The sequence below is a fragment of the Rhizobium sp. CB3090 genome, assembly GCF_029714285.1.
Taxonomy (GTDB): domain Bacteria; phylum Pseudomonadota; class Alphaproteobacteria; order Rhizobiales; family Rhizobiaceae; genus Rhizobium.
In genome coordinates, this window is the sequence record NZ_CP121662.1 from 978,505 (window position 1) to 999,162 (window position 20,658).

A 20,658-nucleotide genomic window follows, 5' to 3' on the forward strand; every position below is an offset into this window, starting at 1 on the left:
CAAACAAAGGGAGCCACTACGGGTTTTCCCCGCAACCTTTGTGACCGATGTCGTCGTTCCAATCCTCGATCTTGATGGTTTTGGCTTCGGCCTTAAGGTCCTTGCCGCCCTTCGTCGCCTTGCCGGTCAGGACATTGTAGTCGCAGCTATAGCTGCCATCAGGATCGAGATTGTCTCGGTAGTCATAGGTGAAGCCGGCAACGACAAAGGCGTTGTTGCGGAAGGCGAGGGTGAGCGTCTGATGCCAGCGATCGCGCCCAATCGCGTCGTTCTGAGACATAACGGCGATCGAACCGTTCGGCATAGCCGCGATCGACGGCTCCTGGCCGAAGATACCGCCCGGCTCGCCGCGGCCCCATACCTTATCGGGCGCGGCGGCCAGCAGCTTGAGCAGCTGATGTTCTTTGTCGCGGAGATAAATGTAGATGCCGATCGCGGTCTCGTCGTCTGGCGGGGCCAATACCAGCAATGCGAGGTCCGGCTTACCGTCCTTGTTCCAGTCGCCGACCGCCGCGTCGATGATGCGGTCGGGCGCAATGGTATTTTCGGCATGAGCCGCCGATGTCACCGAAAGTAGAATGAGAGCGCAGGCAAGTGATTTCATCGTGATCTTCCCTCTGCGGTTTCATAGCCCAGGGTTGTGTCTTCGTCCATCGATACGCTCCAAAACATCGATGATGAAATTTATTGATGCAGCTATTGACTCTCGAACATAAATAGAACAAAAAAGAAACATAACGAGTAAGGAGCGCGTAAATGACCGATATCATTCGAGACGTTGCAGCATTCACCTCCATCGTCATGTTTGTCGCCAGCTTTTCCCTCATCATGATGGCGATGTGAATTTTATCCCCACGGGTGTCGCGATGCGCCCGTGATTCCTGAGGTCAACTTCTGGACTTTATCATCCGCTATGCCGAGAATGCAGCCGATTCATTTGGGCATGCGGAAAGGCATATGATGGCGGATATGGTGAGCAGCGGCGCAACGGGTGCGCCGGTCGGAGACACGCCGGAATTCGTGCATCTTCGCGTCCATTCCGCCTATTCGCTGCTCGAAGGCGCACTGCCGCTGAAGAAGATCCTCGCCAAGGCGGCCGGCGACAGTCAGCCGGCTATCGCCATCACCGATACGAACAACCTTTTCATCGCGCTGGAATTTTCCCAGAAAGCGATGGATGAGGGTCTGCAGCCGATCATCGGCTGCCAGGTGTCGATCGACATGGAAGATGGTGTCGAGGGCGAGAAGCGCGGGCCGCAACAGGCACTCGCCAAGCTGCCATCCATCGTGTTGCTTGCCGCCACCGAGCGGGGCTATGAGCGGCTGGTCGATCTCGTCAGCCGCGCCTATCTCGGCGGCGAAGGCAATCAGGCTGTCCATATCACCGCCTCCTGGCTGGAGGAGATCGGCACGGACGGCATGATCGCGCTCACCGGTTCGCTCGGCGGTCCGGTCGATATGGCGCTGAAGGAGGGCCACGCGCCGCAGGCGCTGTCGCGGCTACTGACGTTGAAAAGTCTGTTCGGCGACCGGCTCTATGTCGAATTGCAGCGTCACGGCACCTATGATCGCCGCCACGAACAGAAGATGATCGCGCTCGCCTATGAGCACGAATTGCCCCTGGTCGCGACCAACGAGGCCTTCTTCCCGACGCGAGACGATTACGATGCCCATGATGCGTTGATGGCGGTCGCCCACAATGCCATCGTCTCGGACGATACCCGCTTTCGCCTGACGCCGGATCATTATTTGAAGAGCCGCGCCGACATGGCGAAGCTCTTCGCCAACCTGCCGGAAGCCTTGGAGAACACCGTCGAGATCGCCCGGCGCTGCTCTTTCGTGCTGAAGACACGCAAGCCGATCCTGCCGCGCTTCACCGGCGCCACCGACGATCCGGAGGAGGCCGAGCGCGCCGAGGCGGCTGAACTGCGCGCCCAGGCGGTCGAAGGTCTCGACCGGCGTCTCGCCTCGCTCGGCATGGCATCGGGCTATGCGGAGAAGGACTATCGCGAGCGGCTGGAATTCGAACTCAGCGTCATCGAGCGCATGAAATTCCCCGGCTACTTCCTGATCGTCGCGGACTTCATCAAATGGGCCAAGCAGCACGACATCCCGGTTGGGCCGGGCCGCGGTTCGGGCGCTGGTTCGCTGGTTGCCTATGCGCTGACGATTACCGACGTCGACCCGCTGCGTTTCTCGCTGCTGTTCGAGCGCTTCCTCAATCCGTCGCGCGTATCGATGCCGGACTTCGATATCGACTTCTGCCAGGATCGCCGCGAAGAGGTGATCCGCTATGTCCAGGCCAAATACGGCCGCGAGCAGGTGGCGCAGATCATCACGTTCGGCTCCCTTCAGGCGCGCGCTGCCCTTCGCGACGTCGGCCGCGTGCTGGAAATGCCCTATGGTCAGGTCGACAAGATCTGCAAGCTGGTGCCGAACAACCCCGCCAATCCGACACCGCTCAGCAAGGCGATCGAGGAGGAGCCGCGCCTGCAGGAGGAGGCCGACAAGGAACCGGTCGTTGCCCGTCTGCTCGATATCGCCCAGAAGATCGAGGGCCTCTATCGCCACGCCTCGACGCACGCCGCGGGTATCGTCATCGGCGACCGGCCGCTGTCGAAGTTGGTGCCGATGTATCGAGACCCGCGCTCCGACATGCCGGTCACCCAATTCAACATGAAATGGGTGGAGCAGGCCGGCCTCGTGAAGTTCGACTTCCTCGGCCTGAAGACTCTGACGGTCCTGAAGACGGCCGTCGATTTCGTCGCCAAGCGCGGCATCACGCTTGATCTCGCCAGCATTCCGCTCGACGACAAGAAGACCTACGACATGCTCTCGCGCGGTGAAACGGTCGGCGTGTTCCAGGTGGAAAGCGCGGGCATGCGCAAGGCGCTGATCGGCATGCGCCCCGACTGCATCGAGGATATCATCGCGCTGGTGGCGCTTTATCGTCCGGGTCCGATGGAAAACATCCCGGTCTACAATGCCCGCAAGCATGGCGAAGAAGAGATCGAATCGATCCATCCGACGATCGATTATCTCCTGAAGGAGACGCAGGGCGTTATCGTCTATCAGGAGCAGGTGATGCAGATCGCCCAGGTCCTCTCAGGCTATTCGCTCGGCGAAGCCGATCTTCTGCGCCGCGCCATGGGTAAGAAGATCAAGGCCGAGATGGACCAGCAGCGCGAACGATTCGTCGACGGCGCCATCAAGAATGGCGTGTCGAAGGGCCAGGCGGACGTTATTTTCGACCTGCTCGCCAAATTCGCGAACTACGGCTTCAACAAATCGCACGCCGCTGCCTATGCCATCGTCTCCTACCAGACGGCCTATATGAAGGCGCATTATCCGGTGGAGTTCCTCGCCGCCTCGATGACGCTCGATATGGCGAACACCGAAAAAGTCAACGACTTCCGCCAGGACGCCAAGCGCCTCGGCATCGAAGTCATCGCGCCATCGATCCAGACCTCGTTCCGTCATTTCGAGACGGGTGAGAACCGCATCTATTATGCGCTGGCCGCCATCAAAGGTGTCGGCGAATCCGCCGTCGACCATATTGTCGAGGTGCGCGGCGACCAGCCTTTTGCGGGCATCGAGGATTTCTGCCTGCGCATCGATCCGAAGCAGATCAATCGCCGTGTGCTGGAAAGCCTGATCTGCGCCGGCGCCTTCGATTGTTTCGACATCGATCGCGCGCAACTGATCGGCGGACTGGACCGGATCATGGGCTATGCGCAAGTCGCGCAGGAAAACAAGCGAAGCGGTCAGTCCGACATGTTCGGAAGCGCCGCTTCGGGGCCTGAGAAGATCTCATTCCCGCCGTTCACTCCTTGGTTGGCTTCGGAAAGGTTGCTGCGCGAATTCCAAGTGTTGGGCTTCTACCTCACCGCCCATCCGCTCGACACTTACAAGAACGTGCTCAACAAGATGCGCGTGCAGACTTTCGCCGATTTTTCGGCGGCAGTGAAGCAGGGCGCCAGCAATGGCCGCTTGGCCGGCACGGTGATTTCCAAGCAGGAGCGCAAGACGCGCACCGGCAACAAGATGGGCATCTTCGTTTTCTCCGATGCCTCCGGCCAGTTCGAGACCGTGTTGTTTTCGGAAGTGCTCAATCAATATCGCGACGTGCTGGAGGTCGGCAAATCCTTCGTCATTACGGCACAAGCGGACGAGCGGCCGGAAGGCATCGGCCTGCGCCTGCAAACGGCGCAGTCGCTGGAGGAAAAGTCGCTGCAGATGCAAAAGGCGCTACGCGTCTATGTCCGCAATTCCGGCCCGCTGAAAGCGGTGGCAGCCCACCTCAACGCCAAGGGCGACGGCCTGGTCTCCTTCATCGTCATCAAGGAGGAGGGCAAGCGCGAAGTGGAGGTGGCGCTACCGGAGAAATACCGCATCACGCCGGAAATCGCAGCCGCGTTGCGCACCGCGCCCGGTGTGATTGACGTCGAGCTGGTCTAAAGCTCGTCGCGCGCACTTTTGCGCGACATGCATTAGCCGCTTTTCCCAAGCGCGCCACGATTGGTGATAGTGATGAAATCGGTGCCGTTGCCCGTTTCGGGGCCGATGCCGGTGTCGGAAATCGTCAGCGAGGAACCTGCCGTCAGCAGGTCCTGGATTTTGCGCCTGACGTCATCGGGTATGGTGATGCGGTCGAGTGCGCGGTCCGCGGCGTCGAGCGATTCTGCCTGTTCTTCGCTGGTAATGCCGAACCGCTTTTTCGTCTCCTTGGAAAGATCGTCTTCCAGCGTTACGCCGAACCAGTCCGCCTTGCCGTTCACCTTGTCGATCGTGTGGGCGGTGAAGAAATGTGTGCCGAGCGCTTCCTGCGGCTCTGCGATGATGGCGGGCGCTTCGAATAGCGGTTTGAAATTCTGCCGAACCATGATTTCGCCGTTCGGCGGCTCGCCCTTGCCGGCGAGGGCATAAACGGCCTTCATCAGCGCCGGGCTGACGAGCCCACCCGATGTCGTGATGTTGTGAGCCTTCTTGAAATCCCCGATCGCCTGCACCGTAGCTGGCCCGAGCATGCCGTCCGGCGTCCCGGTCGCAAAGCCCATGTCGTTCAGGATGCCCTGCAGATCGCGGACATTTTCCCGCAGTCCCCGGCGGGTGATGAGGATGCCGAGCGGCGCCTGATCGACCGGCGGCGACTGTATGGCCTCTGGCATGGGCAGGGAAGCGACATCGTTTGTGGCGACCTGCACCGGCTGCGCTTGCGGCAGGAAGGCTGCTGTCGACGGGCGCAGTTCGATATCGGAGAACAGGGCAGCGGCTGGTGCGACTTCTGGCTGGAACAGCATGGCATGTTCGAAAGGCTGCGGCACCAGCGGCTGATCGGCGATGACGACATGCACGCCGCGTTCCGTCATCTGGTAGAGCATCTTGGCAAAGGCCTTGGGCATGCGCACGCAGCCGTGCGAGGCGGGATAGTTCGGCACTGAATTGGATTCATGCAGGGCGATGCCGGACCAGGTCAGCCGCTGCATGAAGGGCATCGGCGACGCCGAATAGAGGTTGGACTCGTGATAGACCTCTTTTTCCAGAATGGAAAAGATGCCGCTCGGCGTCGTGTGACCGCGCTTGCCTGTCGAAACCTTGGATGTCGCCACCACTCTGTCGCCGTCATAGACGGCAAGCGACTGCCGGTCCTTCGATACGACTATCTGCAATGTGCGGGCATCTTCCTGGCCGAAGGCAGGATGAACGAGAGCTGTGGCCGAGAGCAGGCCAAGCCCGAAAAGGAAACGCGGCTTCATATACACATACCAAAACGCAATACTCGTATCGCCCGACGTTAGACGTCGAAGTTTAAGGAAGACTTGCAGGCAAGCCGTCCACTTGAATAGCTTTTTTGCCGATTCAGCAGCAAAGGCCTGTCCGATAGGCGCAATTGCGACAGGAAGTATTTTATGTAAATCTTAAATTGTAGGATGCGGAGTGGGGCGGGCATTCGACATGCATGTGGACGTGATCGAAAAGCTGGAAGATCTGCGGGGGCTGAAAGACAACTGGGATCGGATCTATGAGATCGACCCGGAAGCGCACTGTTTTTTATCCTGGACCTGGATATCGAGCTGGTTCGCCTCTCGTTCCCTCGCCTGTCTCGTGCTGGCGGCAAGGGAAGATGACGGGGGCGCCTATGCGGCCTTCTTCCCGCTCCAGCTTGGTACCGGGCTCGATAGGGGCAACGGCTTTTACAATACCATCGTCATGGGCGGCTCCTATTTTGCCCCATATACGGGTATCCTCTGCGATCCGGCCCATGCCGATGCTGCGGTTTCAGCCTTTGCCGATCACATTCACACCCTTCATTGGAGCAGCCTGCATCTCGACGATATCGATCGATCCTCCACGCGCATCGAGTCCTTTATCGAGCGCTTTCCGCCGACGGACTTTGTCGGCGACAGGGTCAAGCGCCCGGCACAGATAACGGATGCGGCCGAAAGGATCGATCCGGAGATCCACGTCCATGTGACGCTGCCTGCGGATTTCGATTCATTCCTTCACGAGAAACTGCATTGGCGGGCGCGGCGCAATATCCGCCACTGCCTGCGAAAGCTCGAAGGCTCGGCGGCACTGCGGATAACGCATACCGAGACAGCAACCATCGACGAGAACCTTGCGACGCTGCTGAGCCTTTGGGCGAAGCAATGGGGATGTCGCAATCACGCCTATATGCGCTACATCCTCGACAATTCCCAATCGGTTCTGCCGAATTGCTTTCGCAACGGCGATCTTTTTCTGCCGGTTCTATGGCGGGACGGGGTAGCAATAGCCGCTTCCGCCGTCCTTCTCGATCGTCCGCGTAAGAGCCTGATCTGTTTTCTCATCGCGCGTGATGTCTCGATCCGAGACCTGTCCCCGGGCTTGACGCTGCATGCCTATACGATCCGCTGGGCGATAGAGAACGGTTTTCGAATCTATGATCTCGGAGCCGGCAATTATGAGCATAAGTATATTTTCGGCTCCGTCAGCCGGCGCATCGAGCGCTATCGGATCGACACAAGGACGGGGCGGAATCTGGGCGAGCGGCTGGACGAACATTGCCTCCCCTTCGTGCTTGCCCGCATCAAGAGCCTGTACGCCGCCGGTGATCTGGCGGATGCCGAAATCGGCTGCCGGCAGGTTCTTGCGATCGAACCCGAGCGAAGTGAGGCGCTGTCACTCTATCGCGAAGTCGTGGCCTCACGGACGCTCTGGCAGGCGATCTCGCCCGATGCTCCTGCGGATATCAGCTCGGACGATCAAGGAGTGATCGACCGCGCCGAGGCGGAAAAGCAATGTCGCGCCACCATCGCCGAAAATCCGGGAGATTTCGATGCCGTGCATCGGCTGAGCATACTTCTATTACTGCGCGGCGAGGCCAGGGAGGCGGAGGCCGAGATCGGGCGGGCGCTGGAGCTGCGTCCCGACTCCGCTGCGGCCCATTGCACATATGGCAATATCCTCGCCGCGGTTAGGGATTTCGAGGGCGCTGTCGTCCGCTACGAACGCGCAATAGCCCTGGAGCCAGCCCATGCGATTGCCTATAACAACAAGGGCAACGCATTGCGCCGTCTGGGGCGCACGGACGAGGCGCTGGCAAGCTATGAAAAAGCGATTGCGATCAGGCCGAACTACGAGCAGGCGATTGCCAATCGCGCCGCACTTTTCGACGAAGAGACCGATATGCTGCCGGCCGTAATTCAGCTCTCGCGTTTGCCGCCGAATGTGTAGCCAGTTTCGACCGTCTTGTTGCCGAACTTTTCCCTGAGCTTGTCCATCGCCGCTTCCGCCGCGGCGCGGCGCGTCGCCTGTTCGTCGATGAGATCAGGCGGATCGGCGCGGGCGGCGTCGCAGAGATCGGTGACGCCGATGCCGATCAGGCGGAATTTCGTGCCGTCGGTTTCATGTTCGAGCAACCGCAGGCCGGTGCGGAAAATGCGGTCGGCGAGCTGGGTTGGATCTTCCAGGCGACGGTTCCGGGTACGGCTTTTGAAATCGGCCGATTTCAGCTTCAACACGACAGTCTGTCCGGCAATGCCGCTGCGCTTCAGCCGGCGCGATACTTTTTCCGAGAGATCGCGCAGGATAGGCACCAGATCGTCATGGCGGGAAATGTCGTCGAAGAAGGTCGTCTCGGACGATACGCTTTTTGCCGCATCGTTCGGATGCACCGTGCGATCGTCGATGCCGCGCGAAAGGCGGAAGAGCCGCTGGCCGATGACGCCATAGCGGCGCATCAGGTCGCCTTCCTCCATGGTCTGCAATTGGCCGATGGTGCGGATGCCGTCGCTTTCCAACGTCGCCGCAAAGGCCTTGCCGACGCCCCAGATGGTGGTCACCGGACGCGGCTCCAGAAACGATAGTGCCTCCTGCCGTCCGATGACCGAAAAGCCGCGCGGCTTCTGCAGGTCGGAAGCGACCTTGGCGAGGAACTTGCAATAGGAAAGGCCGACCGAAATGGTGATGCCGATCTCGCTTTCGATACGCTTGGCGAATTTCGCCAGGATGCGGGCCGGCGGATCATGGTGCAGGCGCTGCGTGCCCTCGAGCTCCAGAAAGGCTTCGTCGATCGAAAGCGGCTGCACCAGCGGCGTCAACTCCTGCATGAGCGCACGTACCTCGCGGCCGACGCGGACATATTTCTCCATGTTCGGGCGGATGACGACCGCCTGCGGGCAGGCCTCCAGCGCCTTGAACATTGGCATGGCCGACCGGACGCCGTGAATGCGGGCGATATAGCAGGCGGTGGAGACGACGCCGCGCTTGCCGCCGCCCACGATGACCGGCTTGTCGGCCAAGTCCGGATTGTCGCGCTTCTCGATCGAGGCATAGAAGGCATCGCAATCGATATGGGCCAGCGTCAGGCCATAAAGTTCGCGGTGATAGACAAGGCGCGGACTGCCGCAGGCCCGGCAACGCGTGCGCTCGGCCGATTGCTCGCTCAGGCAATCACGGCAAAAACCGGAAACTTTGTCGGGCGCGCTGGTCATGAAAATAGAACAAAAATTGAACATCGCTACCTTATGTTTTAAGCTCGTGAGTCTCAAGACGGAAAAAGCGGGGAGGAGATGTTGGAGGAATTGAAAGCCGTGCCTTTGACGGCGGATCGCTGGGGCGATTTCGAAACGCTCTTCGGGCCAAGTGGTGCCTGTTATGGCTGCTGGTGCACCCATTTCCGCGTTCCGACATCCGACCGCAAAACGATGGATGGCGGAGCGAAGAAAGAATTCATGCAAGCCCGCGTCGCCGCAGGTCCGCCGCCCGGCCTTCTCGGCTATATCGGTGGGCGCCCCGTCGCCTGGACGCAAGTCGGACCGCGATCGGAACTGCCGCAATGGAATTCTCCGAAAACCGTATCGCGGCCGCTCGATCTCGGCGACGCCGAAGACAGCTCGGTCTGGGCCGTCAGTTGCTTTTTCATGAATTCGCGTGATCGCGGCAAGGGATACAGCCATCGCATGCTGTCGGAGGCGGTGAATTTCGCCAAGGCTTCCGGTGCGCGCATTCTCGAGGGCTGTCCGATCGAACGGACGAAACAATCAAAATCCGTCGGCCTCTATGTCGGCTCGCTCAACATATTCGAGGCGGCCGGATTTTCTGAGGTCGCGAAACGAAAGGACGGGCGCCCCCTGATGCGCCTTGTCCTCTGATGCCGGGGCGGGCGAGCTTAGCGGGCGATATGGGCGCGGATCAACGGCGCCACCTCTGCCCAATGGTTCGCCTGGGGAATATCGGCAGCTACAGCCGGCGCCATGCGATGGACGATCGAATCCGGCTTCAGGTTGATGAGAAGGCAGCTTGCGAGATGGTCGCGGACCGAATGCAGATTGTGCGCCATATCGTCGACGAAGGCGACGGGCAAGGTGCGCTTGCCGTGCAGCGCCTGCACGATCGGTCCCTTCGGCTGCAGCGAGGCGAGCAGCGGATAGGCGAGGCCCAGCCTGTCGAGAAGACGGCGGCGCTGCGCGGAGAATTGCGGCGGCATGGCGGTGAGAAAGACGATATCAGCATTCTTGGAGAAGCCGCCGAGGGTGTCGATGGCGTGATCCAAGGGTGTCTGCCACTGCTCCTGCGCTTCGAAAAAAGCGTCGATCAGGCGATGAACTTCCGTTTCCTCCAGCGCCGCGCCGCTTGCTTTCGAAATGATGTTGCCGGTCAGCCGAAACGAGCGCGGCAGGAATTCATGGCCTTCACTGTCAAGAAAGGTCAGGAAGGGCGCAAAGAAGTGCAACACGACATCATCGACGTCGCAGACGATCAACGGCCGGTCGCCGAGCCGGACATGGGATGTGTCCAATTCGACCGGGGCGTCCATCGTCAATATTCCCCTGAGGAAAGACCTGGTGGCGAGAAGTGCGCCGAGGCGGCGGCAACCGTTTCCGGCGCGATGCCGCTTGCCTCACAGAACGCAAGCAATGTCGGCTCGTGGTTCATCAGAAAATCCAGCATGCCGGCAAGAAAAGCGGGTTCGTTGATGGCATTGCGCACCTGTGCCGGTTCGACACCGGTCAGGGCCAGGAAGCGGCCGAACATATCCGGCTCATTGGCCAGCCAGCCAAGTACGGCAATTGCGGTTTCCTGCGGATCGGCGGCCGCCACCTTCGAGTTCTTGAAGTTACTTTGCATTTTGAGGGGTAAGTTACCTATTTTTCAACCAAATGCCGCTAGCGTCGGATTCAAGTATTTCTGGAATCGATTTCAAGCGACGTTATATTTTCATAGAATGGATGCAATACCGGATGCAGGGACAGCTCTCCATGCCTAAGCAGGTGATGATTGTAGAAGACAACGAGCTGAATATGAAGCTCTTTCGCGATCTTATCGAGGCGTCCGGTTACACCACGATCCACACGCGGAACGGCATGGAAGCGCTTGATCTCGCTCGTAAACATCGCCCCGACCTGATCCTCATGGACATCCAGCTTCCGGAAGTTTCCGGGCTGGAGGTGACGAAGTGGCTGAAAGAGGATGATGATCTGCACGTCATCCCGGTGATCGCGGTCACCGCCTTTGCGATGAAGGGCGATGAGGAGCGAATCCGCCAGGGCGGCTGCGAAGCCTATGTCTCCAAGCCGATCTCGGTTCCGAAATTCATCGAGACCATCAAGACTTATTTGGGCGACGCTTGAGCGCGGGGAAAAACTTATGACCGCGCGTATACTGGTTGTCGACGATGTTCCCGCAAACGTAAAGCTGCTCGAAGCAAGACTGCTGGCCGAATATTTCGACGTGCTGACGGCGGAGGATGGGTTGAGGGCGCTCGCCATCTGCGAGAGCACCCAGGTCGACCTCGTCCTGCTCGACATCATGATGCCCGGCATGGATGGGTTCGAGGTCTGCGAGCGGCTGAAGTCCGATCCGCGCACTTCGCATATTCCTGTGGTCATGGTCACGGCGCTGGATCAGCCGGCCGACCGTGTGCGCGGTCTGAAGGCTGGCGCCGACGATTTCCTGACTAAGCCGGTCAACGACCTGCAGCTCATTTCCCGGGTCAAAAGCCTGCTGCGCCTGAAGACGCTCAGCGACGAGCTGCGCATGCGCAACGAGACGGCGCGCAATTTCGGTATTGACGACCTCCTGCGCGTCGGCGAAGGCCGCGCCGACGAGAGCGGCCATGTGTTGCTGGTCGACGGTCGCGCCAATTCGCAAGAGCGTATCATTCGTGCTCTGAAGCCGATCGCCGAGGTGACGGTGACATCCGATCCGCAGGGCGCCTTGTTGGAGGCCGCGGAAAAGCCGTTTGAACTTGTCGTCGTCAATTCGAATTTCGATGATCACGATCCTCTGCGGCTTTGCTCGCAGCTCCGCTCCCTGGAGCGCACGCGGTTCCTGCCGGTGCTGCTGGTGACGGAGCAGGGGGCTGACGAGATGATCGTCCGGGCGCTCGATCTCGGCATCAACGACTATATTGTCCGCCCGCTCGATCCGAACGAACTGGTGGCCCGCTGCCTGACGCAGATTCGCCGCAAGCGCTATAACGACCGCCTGCGTGCCAGTGTGCAGCACACGATCGAGCTTGCCGTCACGGATGCGCTTACCGGGCTCAACAACAGGCGCTATCTCGACAATCACCTGAAAATCCTCTTCAACCGTTCGTTGACGCGCGGACGGCCGCTCTCGGTCTTGATTACCGATATCGACCGCTTCAAGCAGGTGAACGATACCTATGGCCATGACGCCGGCGATGAAGTGCTGAAGGAATTTGCCGCCCGTATTCGCTCCACTGTACGCGGCGCGGATCTCGCCTGCCGGTATGGCGGCGAGGAATTCGTCGTGGTCATGCCGGATACGCCCCCAGAGATTTCAGCCGCCGTTGCCGAGCGCCTGCGCGCTGCCGTAGAGACCGCGCCCTTCACGCTGCGAGAGGCAGGGGTTGCGCTCAATGTCACTGCCTCCTTCGGCATTTCGTCCCGTTTGGAGACGGTCGAAACACCCGAGCAGTTGATGAAGCAGGCCGATCGTGCCCTTTATGAAGCCAAACATTCCGGCCGCAACCGGGTTGTCGCGGCGGCGGCTTGATCAAAATTACGCTATGGCGGCCCATTAGTATTCATGGGCTTTTGCAAGTTTTGAACAGTGATTACAGATTTGTAATCTTTGTTCCGCAGCGGCGCATGCAGATTTCCACAGGAGAATAAGCTCTATAGTTGCTGTAGTAAGTTCGTAGAAAATACTTATTATATTTGACGGAAATCCCATGTATAATGGGTATTTGTTGTGATAAATTTGCAATATATAAAATATAATTGGAGAGAATCTGCGAGTATTTCATGAATAACATGATTGTCATTATGTTGTGAAAAGGTGGTTAAGTATCTGTAGTCAGAATTTGCTACGCATACGATAGTTACCTCTTTGTTTTTGGGATCTACTCGCTTTCAGATTGTTGTTTTTTCAGATCACAAGAACCGGATGGCGGCGGGAATTTTAACCATTCGGGCAGACGAGAGCTTTTTATCATTAAGAATTTGTTGATTTTCTTTCGATTTCGCGCAAATTTAGTCTCATACAAGGACAGGCCCGCAAGGGCGTGGGAATACCCCATGATGCTCAGGTCCGCCGCATCTCCTGGGTCGTGGGGTCGGTCGGCTGGCAAGCAATTTTAAGCGGTTCCTCGTGCCGTTTTGCAGGCTAGCCGACCCCCAATTCGAAACGCCGCCTTCTAAAGGAAGTGCGGCGTTTTTCGTTGTTGATATCAGAAAGTTTAATTTTAGCTCCATCTGTTTTTTTGATGCCTTTATGAGGTTTTGCACAGAAAAAGAAGCCGCCAAAAGAAAAAGGCGCTAACCTTCCGGTTGCGCCCTTTTGTAATCATAAGTTTAGGAAACTTACTTGATCTTCGTTTCCTTGAATTCGACGTGCTTTTTAGCAATCGGGTCGTACTTCGTCTTCGTCATCTTGTCCGTCATCGTGCGGCTGTTCTTCGTCGTGACGTAGAAGAAACCGGTGTCGGCCGTCGACAGCAGCTTGATCTTGATGGTGGTAGCCTTGGCCATGGTCGTCCTGCCTTTAAGAAAAATGAAAGCCGTGGACGGCCAGTGCGGAGGTCCACGGCAAATTCTGGCGCGAAACTACAAATCGCGCCCGAAAAGTCAACCCCTGCTGCCCATGAAAAGAAGCCGTATCGCCGAAAGCAGGACATATAGTCCAAAGAAAAAGGCGATTGCCCAGGCAAAACCGCTGGGGTTGGCCAAATCCATGGCAGTACCGATCGTCGGCGGACCGAGGACCATGCCGACTGCATAACAGAAAACGAAGGCGGCATTGGCTGCGACAAGGTCCGCGCCCGTCAGCCGCGTTCCGAGATGACTAAGGCCGACCGTGTACATGCCGGAGACGCAGCCGCCCCAGAACAGCAGAATGACCGCCAGAAGTATCCAATTCCAGGCCAGTGAGGGCAATAGAAGCGCGCCGACCAGCCCGATGGCAGCCATGATCGACAGCAGCGGCCGCTTGTCGCGCAGGTGGTCGGCAAGCAGCCCCAGGGGGATCTGGAAGACGAAGTTGCCGACGCCCATTACGGTCAGCAGCAATGCGGCCTGTGATTCGTTGAAACCAAGCCGAGTCGCATAGCTGGTGAATAGCGATCCGCCGCCGACGGTCACGGCACCGAACACGAAAACGGCGGCGGTCGCCGTAGGCACCAGGAAGACGTAGCGGATGAAGTGCAGCTCCGGCTTTTCGTCGACGATGGGGCTTTCGTTGCGGGCGATGAAGATCGGGATCGTTGCCGCCAGAATGATGCAGGCGCCGATGAGGAAGGGCATCAGCCCCTCGCTGCCGACCAGCGAGAAAAGCAGGGGACCGGCCGCGAAGCCGAGCGAGAAGACCGTGGAGTAGAGGCCGAGCACAAAGCCGCGCTTGGAGGGCGGGGAGGCGGCGTTGATCCAGAATTCCGACAGGATGAAGAGGGTGGTGGTAGACCCGTGGAAGATCAGGCGCAGCGGAAACCAGAGCAGCAGGCTTTCCGCATAATAGAACCCAAGCGAACTCAGCGCGGAGAGTACGACAGCCCAGATCATGGTCTGCACGACACCGAATCGGTGCGCGAGCTTCGTGGTGATCAGCGCCGCTATCATCGCGGCGATCCCCATCATTGCTGTGTTGAGCCCGATCAGGCTCGAGGGAATGCCGCGTTTTTCGAGGATGATGCTGAGAAGCGGAAGGCCGAGGCCGATGGCGATGCCCACAGCGGAAACGGACGAAATGGCGGCGACGAGCGAAGGCCAGTGAATTTCTTCGACATGGCCGGCCTTGCCGTTCGTCGGTTCAAACATGAATTGATCCTTAGAGCATGTGGCGAACGAATCGTTCGCAACGCGGGAGACAGAAAGGCACGGCTCGGCCAAATCCAGGTGACGGGTCGGCTTTCATGGGATCGATCATGTCCTCCACAATGCTCCTTTCGACGCCCGGCATGTTCAGACAAGAAATGTCGCCGATGTCAAGCCATTGGAGATCAAGCAATTCCCGCGAATCATGAATATGAGGCGGATCGATACCAGTTCCATCCAAAGGGAGTAAGGGCGCATACCCGCTCCTGCCGGCCGGCAGGGCTGGTGATATCAGCTCAGGCATATGGTTCACGATGGGCCGTTTCCCCGATCCCATTCTTCGGGACTGTCGTCATGGCCGCCGAAGCCATGCATCCGCAGCGCCCATTGCAGGCCGATGACGCCGCCCTTGATCGGTTGGATTGCGGCCAACGCCGTTATCACCGTAATCGGCGCCCAGATCGCAAGATGCGCCCAGATCGGCAGATGAAAGGCCAAATCCGTCATCATGTAGCCGCCGACCATGACATGGCCGAGCAGAAGGACCACCAGATAGGGCGGCAGGTCGTCGGCGCGCTGATGGAACAGCTCCTCGTCGCAGACAGCGCAACGGTCGACCGGTTTCAAGAAGGCCTTGAAGAGATTTCCCGTGCCACAGCGCGGACAGCGGTTCAGCAAACCGCGGGCAATCGAACGTCCGAGCGAGCGCTCGGCCTCGTCGGGGCCGCCAAAGCGGATCATTGGATCGGACGGGCTGCTCGTCATGGGCTTTCCTTCCTGCCGGCAGCTCCCGTTTTATCGGCGTCCGCGCGGCGGTCTTGTTCCCGGCGCTTTGCGCGCCGGAGTCTTGTTGCGTCGCGTCGCCTTGTGGAAGGAGCGCACCGCCGTGGGCATGGCGCGGCCGTCGCTCAACATTTCGAAGCGCAGGGCGCCGGCAAGCGGGATCGCTTCCGCAAGACGCACCGTGACGCTGTCGCCGAGACGAAAGCCGAGCCCCGTCTTTTCACCCGTCAGCGCCTGATGGGCCTCGTCATAGATGAAATAGTCGGAGCCGAGCGTTGATATAGGGATGAAGCCGTCGGCGCCATAGTCAGGCAGGGTGACAAAAAGTCCCGATTTGGTGACACCGCCGACGCGGGCTTCGAATTCCTCGCCGATGCGCCCGGCAAGATGATGCGCGATGAGCCGGTCGACTGTCTCGCGTTCGGCAGCCATGGCCCGGCGCTCGAAAGTGGAAATTTCGGCAGCGATATCGTCGAGCGTTGCTTCCTCGTCCGGCGTGATGCCGCCTTCGCCGAAGCCGAGCGAGCCGACGAGCGCGCGATGCACGATCAAATCCGCATAGCGGCGGATCGGCGAGGTGAAATGCGCGTATTTCATCAGGTTCAGGCCGAAATGCCCGATATTGTCGGGGCTGTAGATCGCCTGGCTTTGCGAGCGCAGGACCATCTCATTGACCATGGTCTGATGCGCCGTGCCCTCGGCCTTTGCCAGGATGCCGTTGAAGCTGTTGGCGCGGACATTGCCGCCCTTGACGAGCGAGATGCCGAGCGTCGCGAGGAATTCGCGCAGCACTTCCTGCTTGGCAAGCGTCGGCCCGTCATGGATGCGATAGATCAGTACTTGCCGTTTCTTTTCCAGTGTTTCGGCGGCCGCGACATTCGCCTGGATCATCATTTCTTCGATGAGTTTGTGGGCATCGAGGCGTGCTGGCACGAAGACGCGGTCGACCGTGCCATCCGGCTTCAGCAGGATCTTGCGTTCAGGCATGTCGAGCTCGAGCGGCTGGCGCCGGTCGCGGCCGCGCTTCATGACTTCATAGGCATGCCAGAGCGGCTTCAGGATCGGCTCCAGCATCGGTCCCGTCTTGTCATCCGGCTTGCCGTCGATCGCAGCCTGCGCCTGTTGATAGGAGAGCTTGGCGGCACTCTTCATCATGATGCGATGGAAGGCATGGCCCGCCTTGCGGCCTTCTTTGGAAAAGATCATCCGCACGGCAAGGGCAGGGCGGTCAACACCTTCCTTGAGGGAGCAGAGATCGTTGGAGATGCGCTCGGGGAGCATCGGCACGACGCGATCCGGGAAGTAGACGGAATTGCCACGCTTCAGCGCCTCTCGATCCAGCGCCGAGCCTGGGCGGATATACCAGGAGACATCGGCGATGGCGACAGTGACGATCACACCGCCGGGATTGTCGGGCGAGGGGTCCATTTCCGCATAGACCGCATCGTCATGGTCTTTGGCGTCGGCCGGATCGATGGTGATCAGCGGCAGGCTGCGCCAATCTTCGCGATGCGACATGGTGGCGGGCTTGGCAGCGTCCGCCTCGGCGATTGCCGCGGCCGGGAAGACATGCGGAATGCCATGTGCATGGATGGCGATCATCGAGATCGCCTTTTCGGAAGCCACGGAGCCGACGACCGACAGCACCTTGGCGCGCGGCAAGCCGAAACGGCCGAGACGGGCCACCTCGACCTCGACCAGATCGCCGTCCTTGGCATCGCCGGTATAATCTGGATCGATAACCATTTCCTCGCCGCGTCGCTCGATCGGCATCAGCCGTCCTCCACCGCCCGGCGTCTCTCGAAAGACGCCCATGGTCGCGGCCAGGCGCTTGTCGATGACCCTGATGATGCGCGCGGTATAGGCCGGGCCGCCGCGATCGACAGCCGGAAAGATCTTGGCGAGGATGCGGTCGCCCATGCCGGCGACCGGAGCCTTGCCCTTGCCGTTACGGCCGGCAGGAGAAGAGGACTGCTTGATCATCACGGCCGGCGCCACGCCGTCTTCCTCCGGCCATTCGGTCGGGCGGCCGATCAGCCCGCCGTCCTTGTCGCGCGTGGTGATGTCGAGGACGGCGATCGGCGGCAGCGCTCCAGGGCGGATGAGCGACTTGCGGCTCTTCTGCACCATGCCGTCTTCTTCAAGCTCGCGCAGGAGAGTCTTGAGCTCGACACGGCTCTCGCCCTTCAATCCGAAGGCCTTGGCAATCTCACGCTTGGAAGCCTGCTGCGGGTGATCGGCGATGAAGCGCAAGAGGACTTCGCGCGGCGGCAGGACACCGTGCACGATCGCCATCATCGGTTCCTGGTCACCGCTGCTTTTTGCCGCACGCCCGGCCTTGCCGGGGCGTTGCTCCGACGATGAAATCCTGCCGCGCGGTTTTCTGCTCACTCTGCGCTCTTCTTCGTTGTCTTGGCCGTCTTCGCCTTGGCGGCAGGGGCCTTTGCAGCCACCTTTGCCTTCGGTTTGGCGGCAGTCTTGGTCGTCTTGGTGGCGGCAGCCGCGGTCTTAGCCTTGGCCGGCGCTTTGGCCTTCGTGCCGCCGGACTTGCCGGCTTTCGCCGCGATCAGCGCCAACGCTTCTTCAACCGTGATCGCCTGCGGATCGCTGCCTTTCGGCAGGGTCGCATTGACCTTGCCCCAGTTCACATATGGTCCATATTTGCCGTCGCGAACCGTGATCGCACCGCCATCCGGGTGCTGCCCGAGATCCTTCAGCGCCGCTGGCGTGCCGCCGCGGGCTCCGCCACCGCCGGCCTTGCTCTGTTTCTCAGCGAGAACAGTCACGGCACGGTTGAGGCCGACGGTGAAAACATCCTCGACCGTCTCGAGATTGGCATAGCTGCCGTCATGCAGCAGGAACGGCCCGTAGCGGCCGATGCCGGACGAGATCATCTTGCCGCTTTCTGGATGTTTGCCAATATCGCGCGGAAGCGAGATCAACGCCATGGCCTTTTCATAGTCGATATCCTCGGGCTTCCAGCCCTTCGGCAGCGAAGCGCGCTTGGCTTCCTTTCCGTCGCCGCGCTGGATATAGGGCCCGAAGCGGCCGGAGCGCAGGGTCAGCTCTTCGCCGGTTACCGGATCGGCGCCGAGCGCCTTCGGTTCGTTCAGCCCGCTGGCTTCGGCCTCCGCGCCGCCTTCGGAGGAAAGCTGGCGCGTGTAGTTGCATTCCGGATAGTTTGAGCAGCCGATGAAGGCGCCGTATTTGCCGAGCTTCAGCGAGAGATTGCCCGTGCCGCAGACCTGGCAGATACGCGGATCGCTGCCGTCTTCGCGCTTCGGGAAGACCAGCGGCGCGAGCGCCTCGTTCAGCGCGTCAAGGACATTGGTGACGCGCAGTTCTTTCGTGTCCTCGATCTGGGCGAAGAAATCGCGCCAGAAGTCGCGCAATACGTCCTTCCAGTTCAATTCGCCGGCGGAGATGCGATCGAGCTTCTCTTCGAGGTCGGCGGTGAAGTCGTATTCGACATATTTCGTGAAGAAGCTTTCCAGGAAGGCGGTGACGAGCCGGCCCTTGGCCTGCGGCACCAGCTTGCGCTTGTCGATCGTCACATAGTCGCGGTCGCGCAGCGTCGCCAGCGTTGCCGCATAGGTCGACGGGCGGCCGATGCCGAGTTCTTCCATCTTCTTGATCAGCGATGCTTCCGAATAGCGCGGCGGCGGCTCGGTGAAATGCTGGGTCGAATTGATCTTCTGCTTGGCGAGGTTTTCGCGCACATTGATCTCCGGCAGGCGGCCATCCTCGTCGTCGGCATCGTCGCTCTGCTCGCCATCTTCCTTCTGGTCGGTGTAGGCGGCAATGAAGCCGTCGAAGCGGATGACGGAACCGACAGCGCGCAGACCGGCCTTCTGGCCGGCATTGTCAGCGAGGATTTCGACGGTGGTCCGCTCGATCTCGGCCGAGGCCATCTGGCTGGCAATGCCGCGCTTCCAGATGAGGTCGTAGAGCCTGATCTGATCGGCATCGAGGAATTTGCGGACGCGATCCGGCGAGCGGTCGAAATCGGTCGGGCGGATCGCCTCGTGCGCTTCTTGAGCGTTCTTCGCCTTGGTGGAATAGAAGCGTGCCTTTTCCGGCAGATAGCGATTGCCGAACTGATCGGCGATGGAGCGCCGCGCCGCGTCGATCGCTTCGGGCGCCATCTGCACGCCGTCCGTACGCATATAGGTGATGAGACCGACGGTCTCACCGCCGATATCGACACCTTCATAGAGCTTCTGGGCGATCTGCATCGTGCGGGATGCCGAGAAGCCGAGCTTGGAGGAGGCGGCTTGCTGCAGGGTGGACGTGGTGAAAGGCGGGCTCGGATTGCGCTTGACCGGCTTTGCCTCGACCGTCTCGACGACGTAAGCCGCGCCTTCCAGAAGCGCCTTCAACTTACCGGCCTCTTCGCCATTGCCGATCGAACGCGGCTGCAGGCGCTTGCCGTTGGCGGCGACGAGCCGCGCTTCGAATTCGTCACCGCGCGGTGTCTTCAGGATCGCCGAGAGGTTCCAGTACTCTTCGGAGATGAAACGTTCGATCTCCGACTCGCGGTCGCAGACGAGCCGCAAGGCCACCGACTGCACGCGGCCGGCCGAACGCGCGCCCGGCAGCTTGCGCCACAGCACCGGCGAGAGATTGAAGCCGACGAGATAGTCGAGGGCGCGGCGGGCAAGATAGGCGTCGACCAGTGGCACGTCGATATCGCGCGGCTCCGCCATGGCGTCGAGCACCGCCTTCTTGGTGATGGCGTTGAAGACGACGCGCTTTACGGGCTTGCCGTTGATGACGCGCTTCTTGTTCAACAGGTCGAGCACATGCCAGGAAATCGCTTCACCTTCGCGATCCGGGTCGGTCGCAAGAATCAGGCCGTCGGAGGATTTCACTGCGTCGGCGATGTCCTTCATGCGCTTTTGCGAAGCGCCATCGACTTCCCAGAGCATCTCGAAGTCTTGATCGGGCAGGACCGAACCGTCCTTGGCAGGCAGGTCACGCACATGGCCGAAGGAAGCAAGAACCTTATATCCGGGTCCCAGATACTTATTGATTGTCTTGGCCTTGGCAGGCGATTCCACCACTACAACGTTCATCACAAATCTCTGAATACGAGGTCGCGCCGGAAAAAGGCGCG

The 20,658-nt window shown here is 59.9% G+C and carries 15 protein-coding genes; 5 read left to right on the forward strand and 10 right to left on the reverse strand.

Annotated features, from left to right (window positions below; genetic code table 11):
- Positions 1 to 16 precede the first annotated feature (16 nt).
- On the reverse strand, positions 17 to 604 hold the full coding sequence (locus QA646_RS04760; protein WP_283057896.1) for a hypothetical protein: 588 nt from the start codon (positions 602 to 604) through the stop codon (positions 17 to 19).
- Positions 605 to 960: 356 nt separating this feature from the next.
- On the opposite strand from QA646_RS04760, the gene dnaE reads away from it, so the two are divergent.
- Positions 961 to 4,458: a DNA polymerase III subunit alpha gene (dnaE, locus tag QA646_RS04765; protein ID WP_283058969.1), complete on the forward strand. Its 3,498-nt coding sequence runs from the start codon at positions 961 to 963 to the stop codon at positions 4,456 to 4,458.
- A 32-nt stretch (positions 4,459 to 4,490) separates the two neighbouring features.
- Here dnaE and QA646_RS04770 read toward each other — a convergent pair whose 3' ends face one another.
- On the reverse strand, positions 4,491 to 5,756 hold the full coding sequence (locus tag QA646_RS04770) for a L,D-transpeptidase family protein (RefSeq protein WP_283057898.1): 1,266 nt from the start codon (positions 5,754 to 5,756) through the stop codon (positions 4,491 to 4,493).
- A 181-nt stretch (positions 5,757 to 5,937) separates the two neighbouring features.
- Here QA646_RS04770 and QA646_RS04775 point away from each other — a divergent pair, with 181 nt between their 5' ends.
- Entirely contained in the window at positions 5,938 to 7,716 is a 1,779-nt protein-coding gene (locus tag QA646_RS04775; protein ID WP_283057900.1) for a GNAT family N-acetyltransferase, read from the forward strand.
- Here QA646_RS04775 and QA646_RS04780 read toward each other — a convergent pair.
- Positions 7,686 to 8,975, reverse strand: a complete 1,290-nt coding sequence (locus QA646_RS04780; protein WP_283058971.1) for a DNA polymerase IV — start codon at positions 8,973 to 8,975, stop codon at positions 7,686 to 7,688. The two genes, QA646_RS04775 and QA646_RS04780, sit on opposite strands and share 31 nt — an antisense overlap.
- Positions 8,976 to 9,053: 78 nt before the next feature.
- Here QA646_RS04780 and QA646_RS04785 point away from each other — a divergent pair, with 78 nt between their 5' ends.
- Complete coding sequence (locus tag QA646_RS04785; RefSeq protein WP_283057902.1) at positions 9,054 to 9,635, forward strand: GNAT family N-acetyltransferase; 582 nt, start codon at positions 9,054 to 9,056, stop codon at positions 9,633 to 9,635.
- A gap of 17 nt (positions 9,636 to 9,652) precedes the next feature.
- Here the strand turns inward: QA646_RS04785 and QA646_RS04790 are convergent, their stop codons facing one another.
- A complete protein-coding gene (locus tag QA646_RS04790) occupies positions 9,653 to 10,300 on the reverse strand; it encodes a hypothetical protein (RefSeq protein ID WP_283057904.1) in 648 nt (215 codons plus the stop codon).
- 2 nt (positions 10,301 to 10,302) lie between these two features.
- The gene (locus QA646_RS04795; RefSeq protein WP_283057905.1) at positions 10,303 to 10,611 is read right to left on the reverse strand and encodes a DUF3572 domain-containing protein; all 309 of its coding nucleotides are present in this window, start codon (positions 10,609 to 10,611) and stop codon (positions 10,303 to 10,305) included.
- A gap of 131 nt (positions 10,612 to 10,742) precedes the next feature.
- Between QA646_RS04795 and QA646_RS04800 the strand changes: the two genes are divergently transcribed.
- On the forward strand, positions 10,743 to 11,114 hold the full coding sequence (locus tag QA646_RS04800) for a response regulator (RefSeq protein WP_283057906.1): 372 nt from the start codon (positions 10,743 to 10,745) through the stop codon (positions 11,112 to 11,114).
- 16 nt (positions 11,115 to 11,130) lie between these two features.
- Entirely contained in the window at positions 11,131 to 12,504 is a 1,374-nt protein-coding gene (locus tag QA646_RS04805; RefSeq protein ID WP_283057907.1) for a PleD family two-component system response regulator, read from the forward strand.
- 809 nt (positions 12,505 to 13,313) lie between these two features.
- On the opposite strand, the gene rpmG is transcribed toward QA646_RS04805, so the two are convergent.
- The 5 genes from rpmG to topA all read right to left on the reverse strand — a co-directional run bounded on the left by rpmG (position 13,314) and on the right by topA (position 20,617).
- Positions 13,314 to 13,481: a 50S ribosomal protein L33 gene (gene rpmG / locus QA646_RS04810; RefSeq protein WP_003587245.1), complete on the reverse strand. Its 168-nt coding sequence runs from the start codon at positions 13,479 to 13,481 to the stop codon at positions 13,314 to 13,316.
- A gap of 96 nt (positions 13,482 to 13,577) precedes the next feature.
- On the reverse strand, positions 13,578 to 14,762 hold the full coding sequence (locus QA646_RS04815) for an MFS transporter (RefSeq protein WP_283057908.1): 1,185 nt from the start codon (positions 14,760 to 14,762) through the stop codon (positions 13,578 to 13,580).
- A 306-nt stretch (positions 14,763 to 15,068) separates the two neighbouring features.
- Complete coding sequence (locus QA646_RS04820; RefSeq protein ID WP_283057909.1) at positions 15,069 to 15,524, reverse strand: DUF983 domain-containing protein; 456 nt, start codon at positions 15,522 to 15,524, stop codon at positions 15,069 to 15,071.
- A 30-nt stretch (positions 15,525 to 15,554) separates the two neighbouring features.
- The gene (rnr, locus tag QA646_RS04825) at positions 15,555 to 17,933 is read right to left on the reverse strand and encodes a ribonuclease R (RefSeq protein WP_283057910.1); all 2,379 of its coding nucleotides are present in this window, start codon (positions 17,931 to 17,933) and stop codon (positions 15,555 to 15,557) included.
- On the reverse strand, positions 17,930 to 20,617 hold the full coding sequence (gene topA / locus QA646_RS04830; RefSeq protein ID WP_283057911.1) for a type I DNA topoisomerase: 2,688 nt from the start codon (positions 20,615 to 20,617) through the stop codon (positions 17,930 to 17,932). The genes rnr and topA overlap by 4 nt, the downstream gene beginning before the upstream one ends.
- Positions 20,618 to 20,658 lie beyond the last annotated feature (41 nt).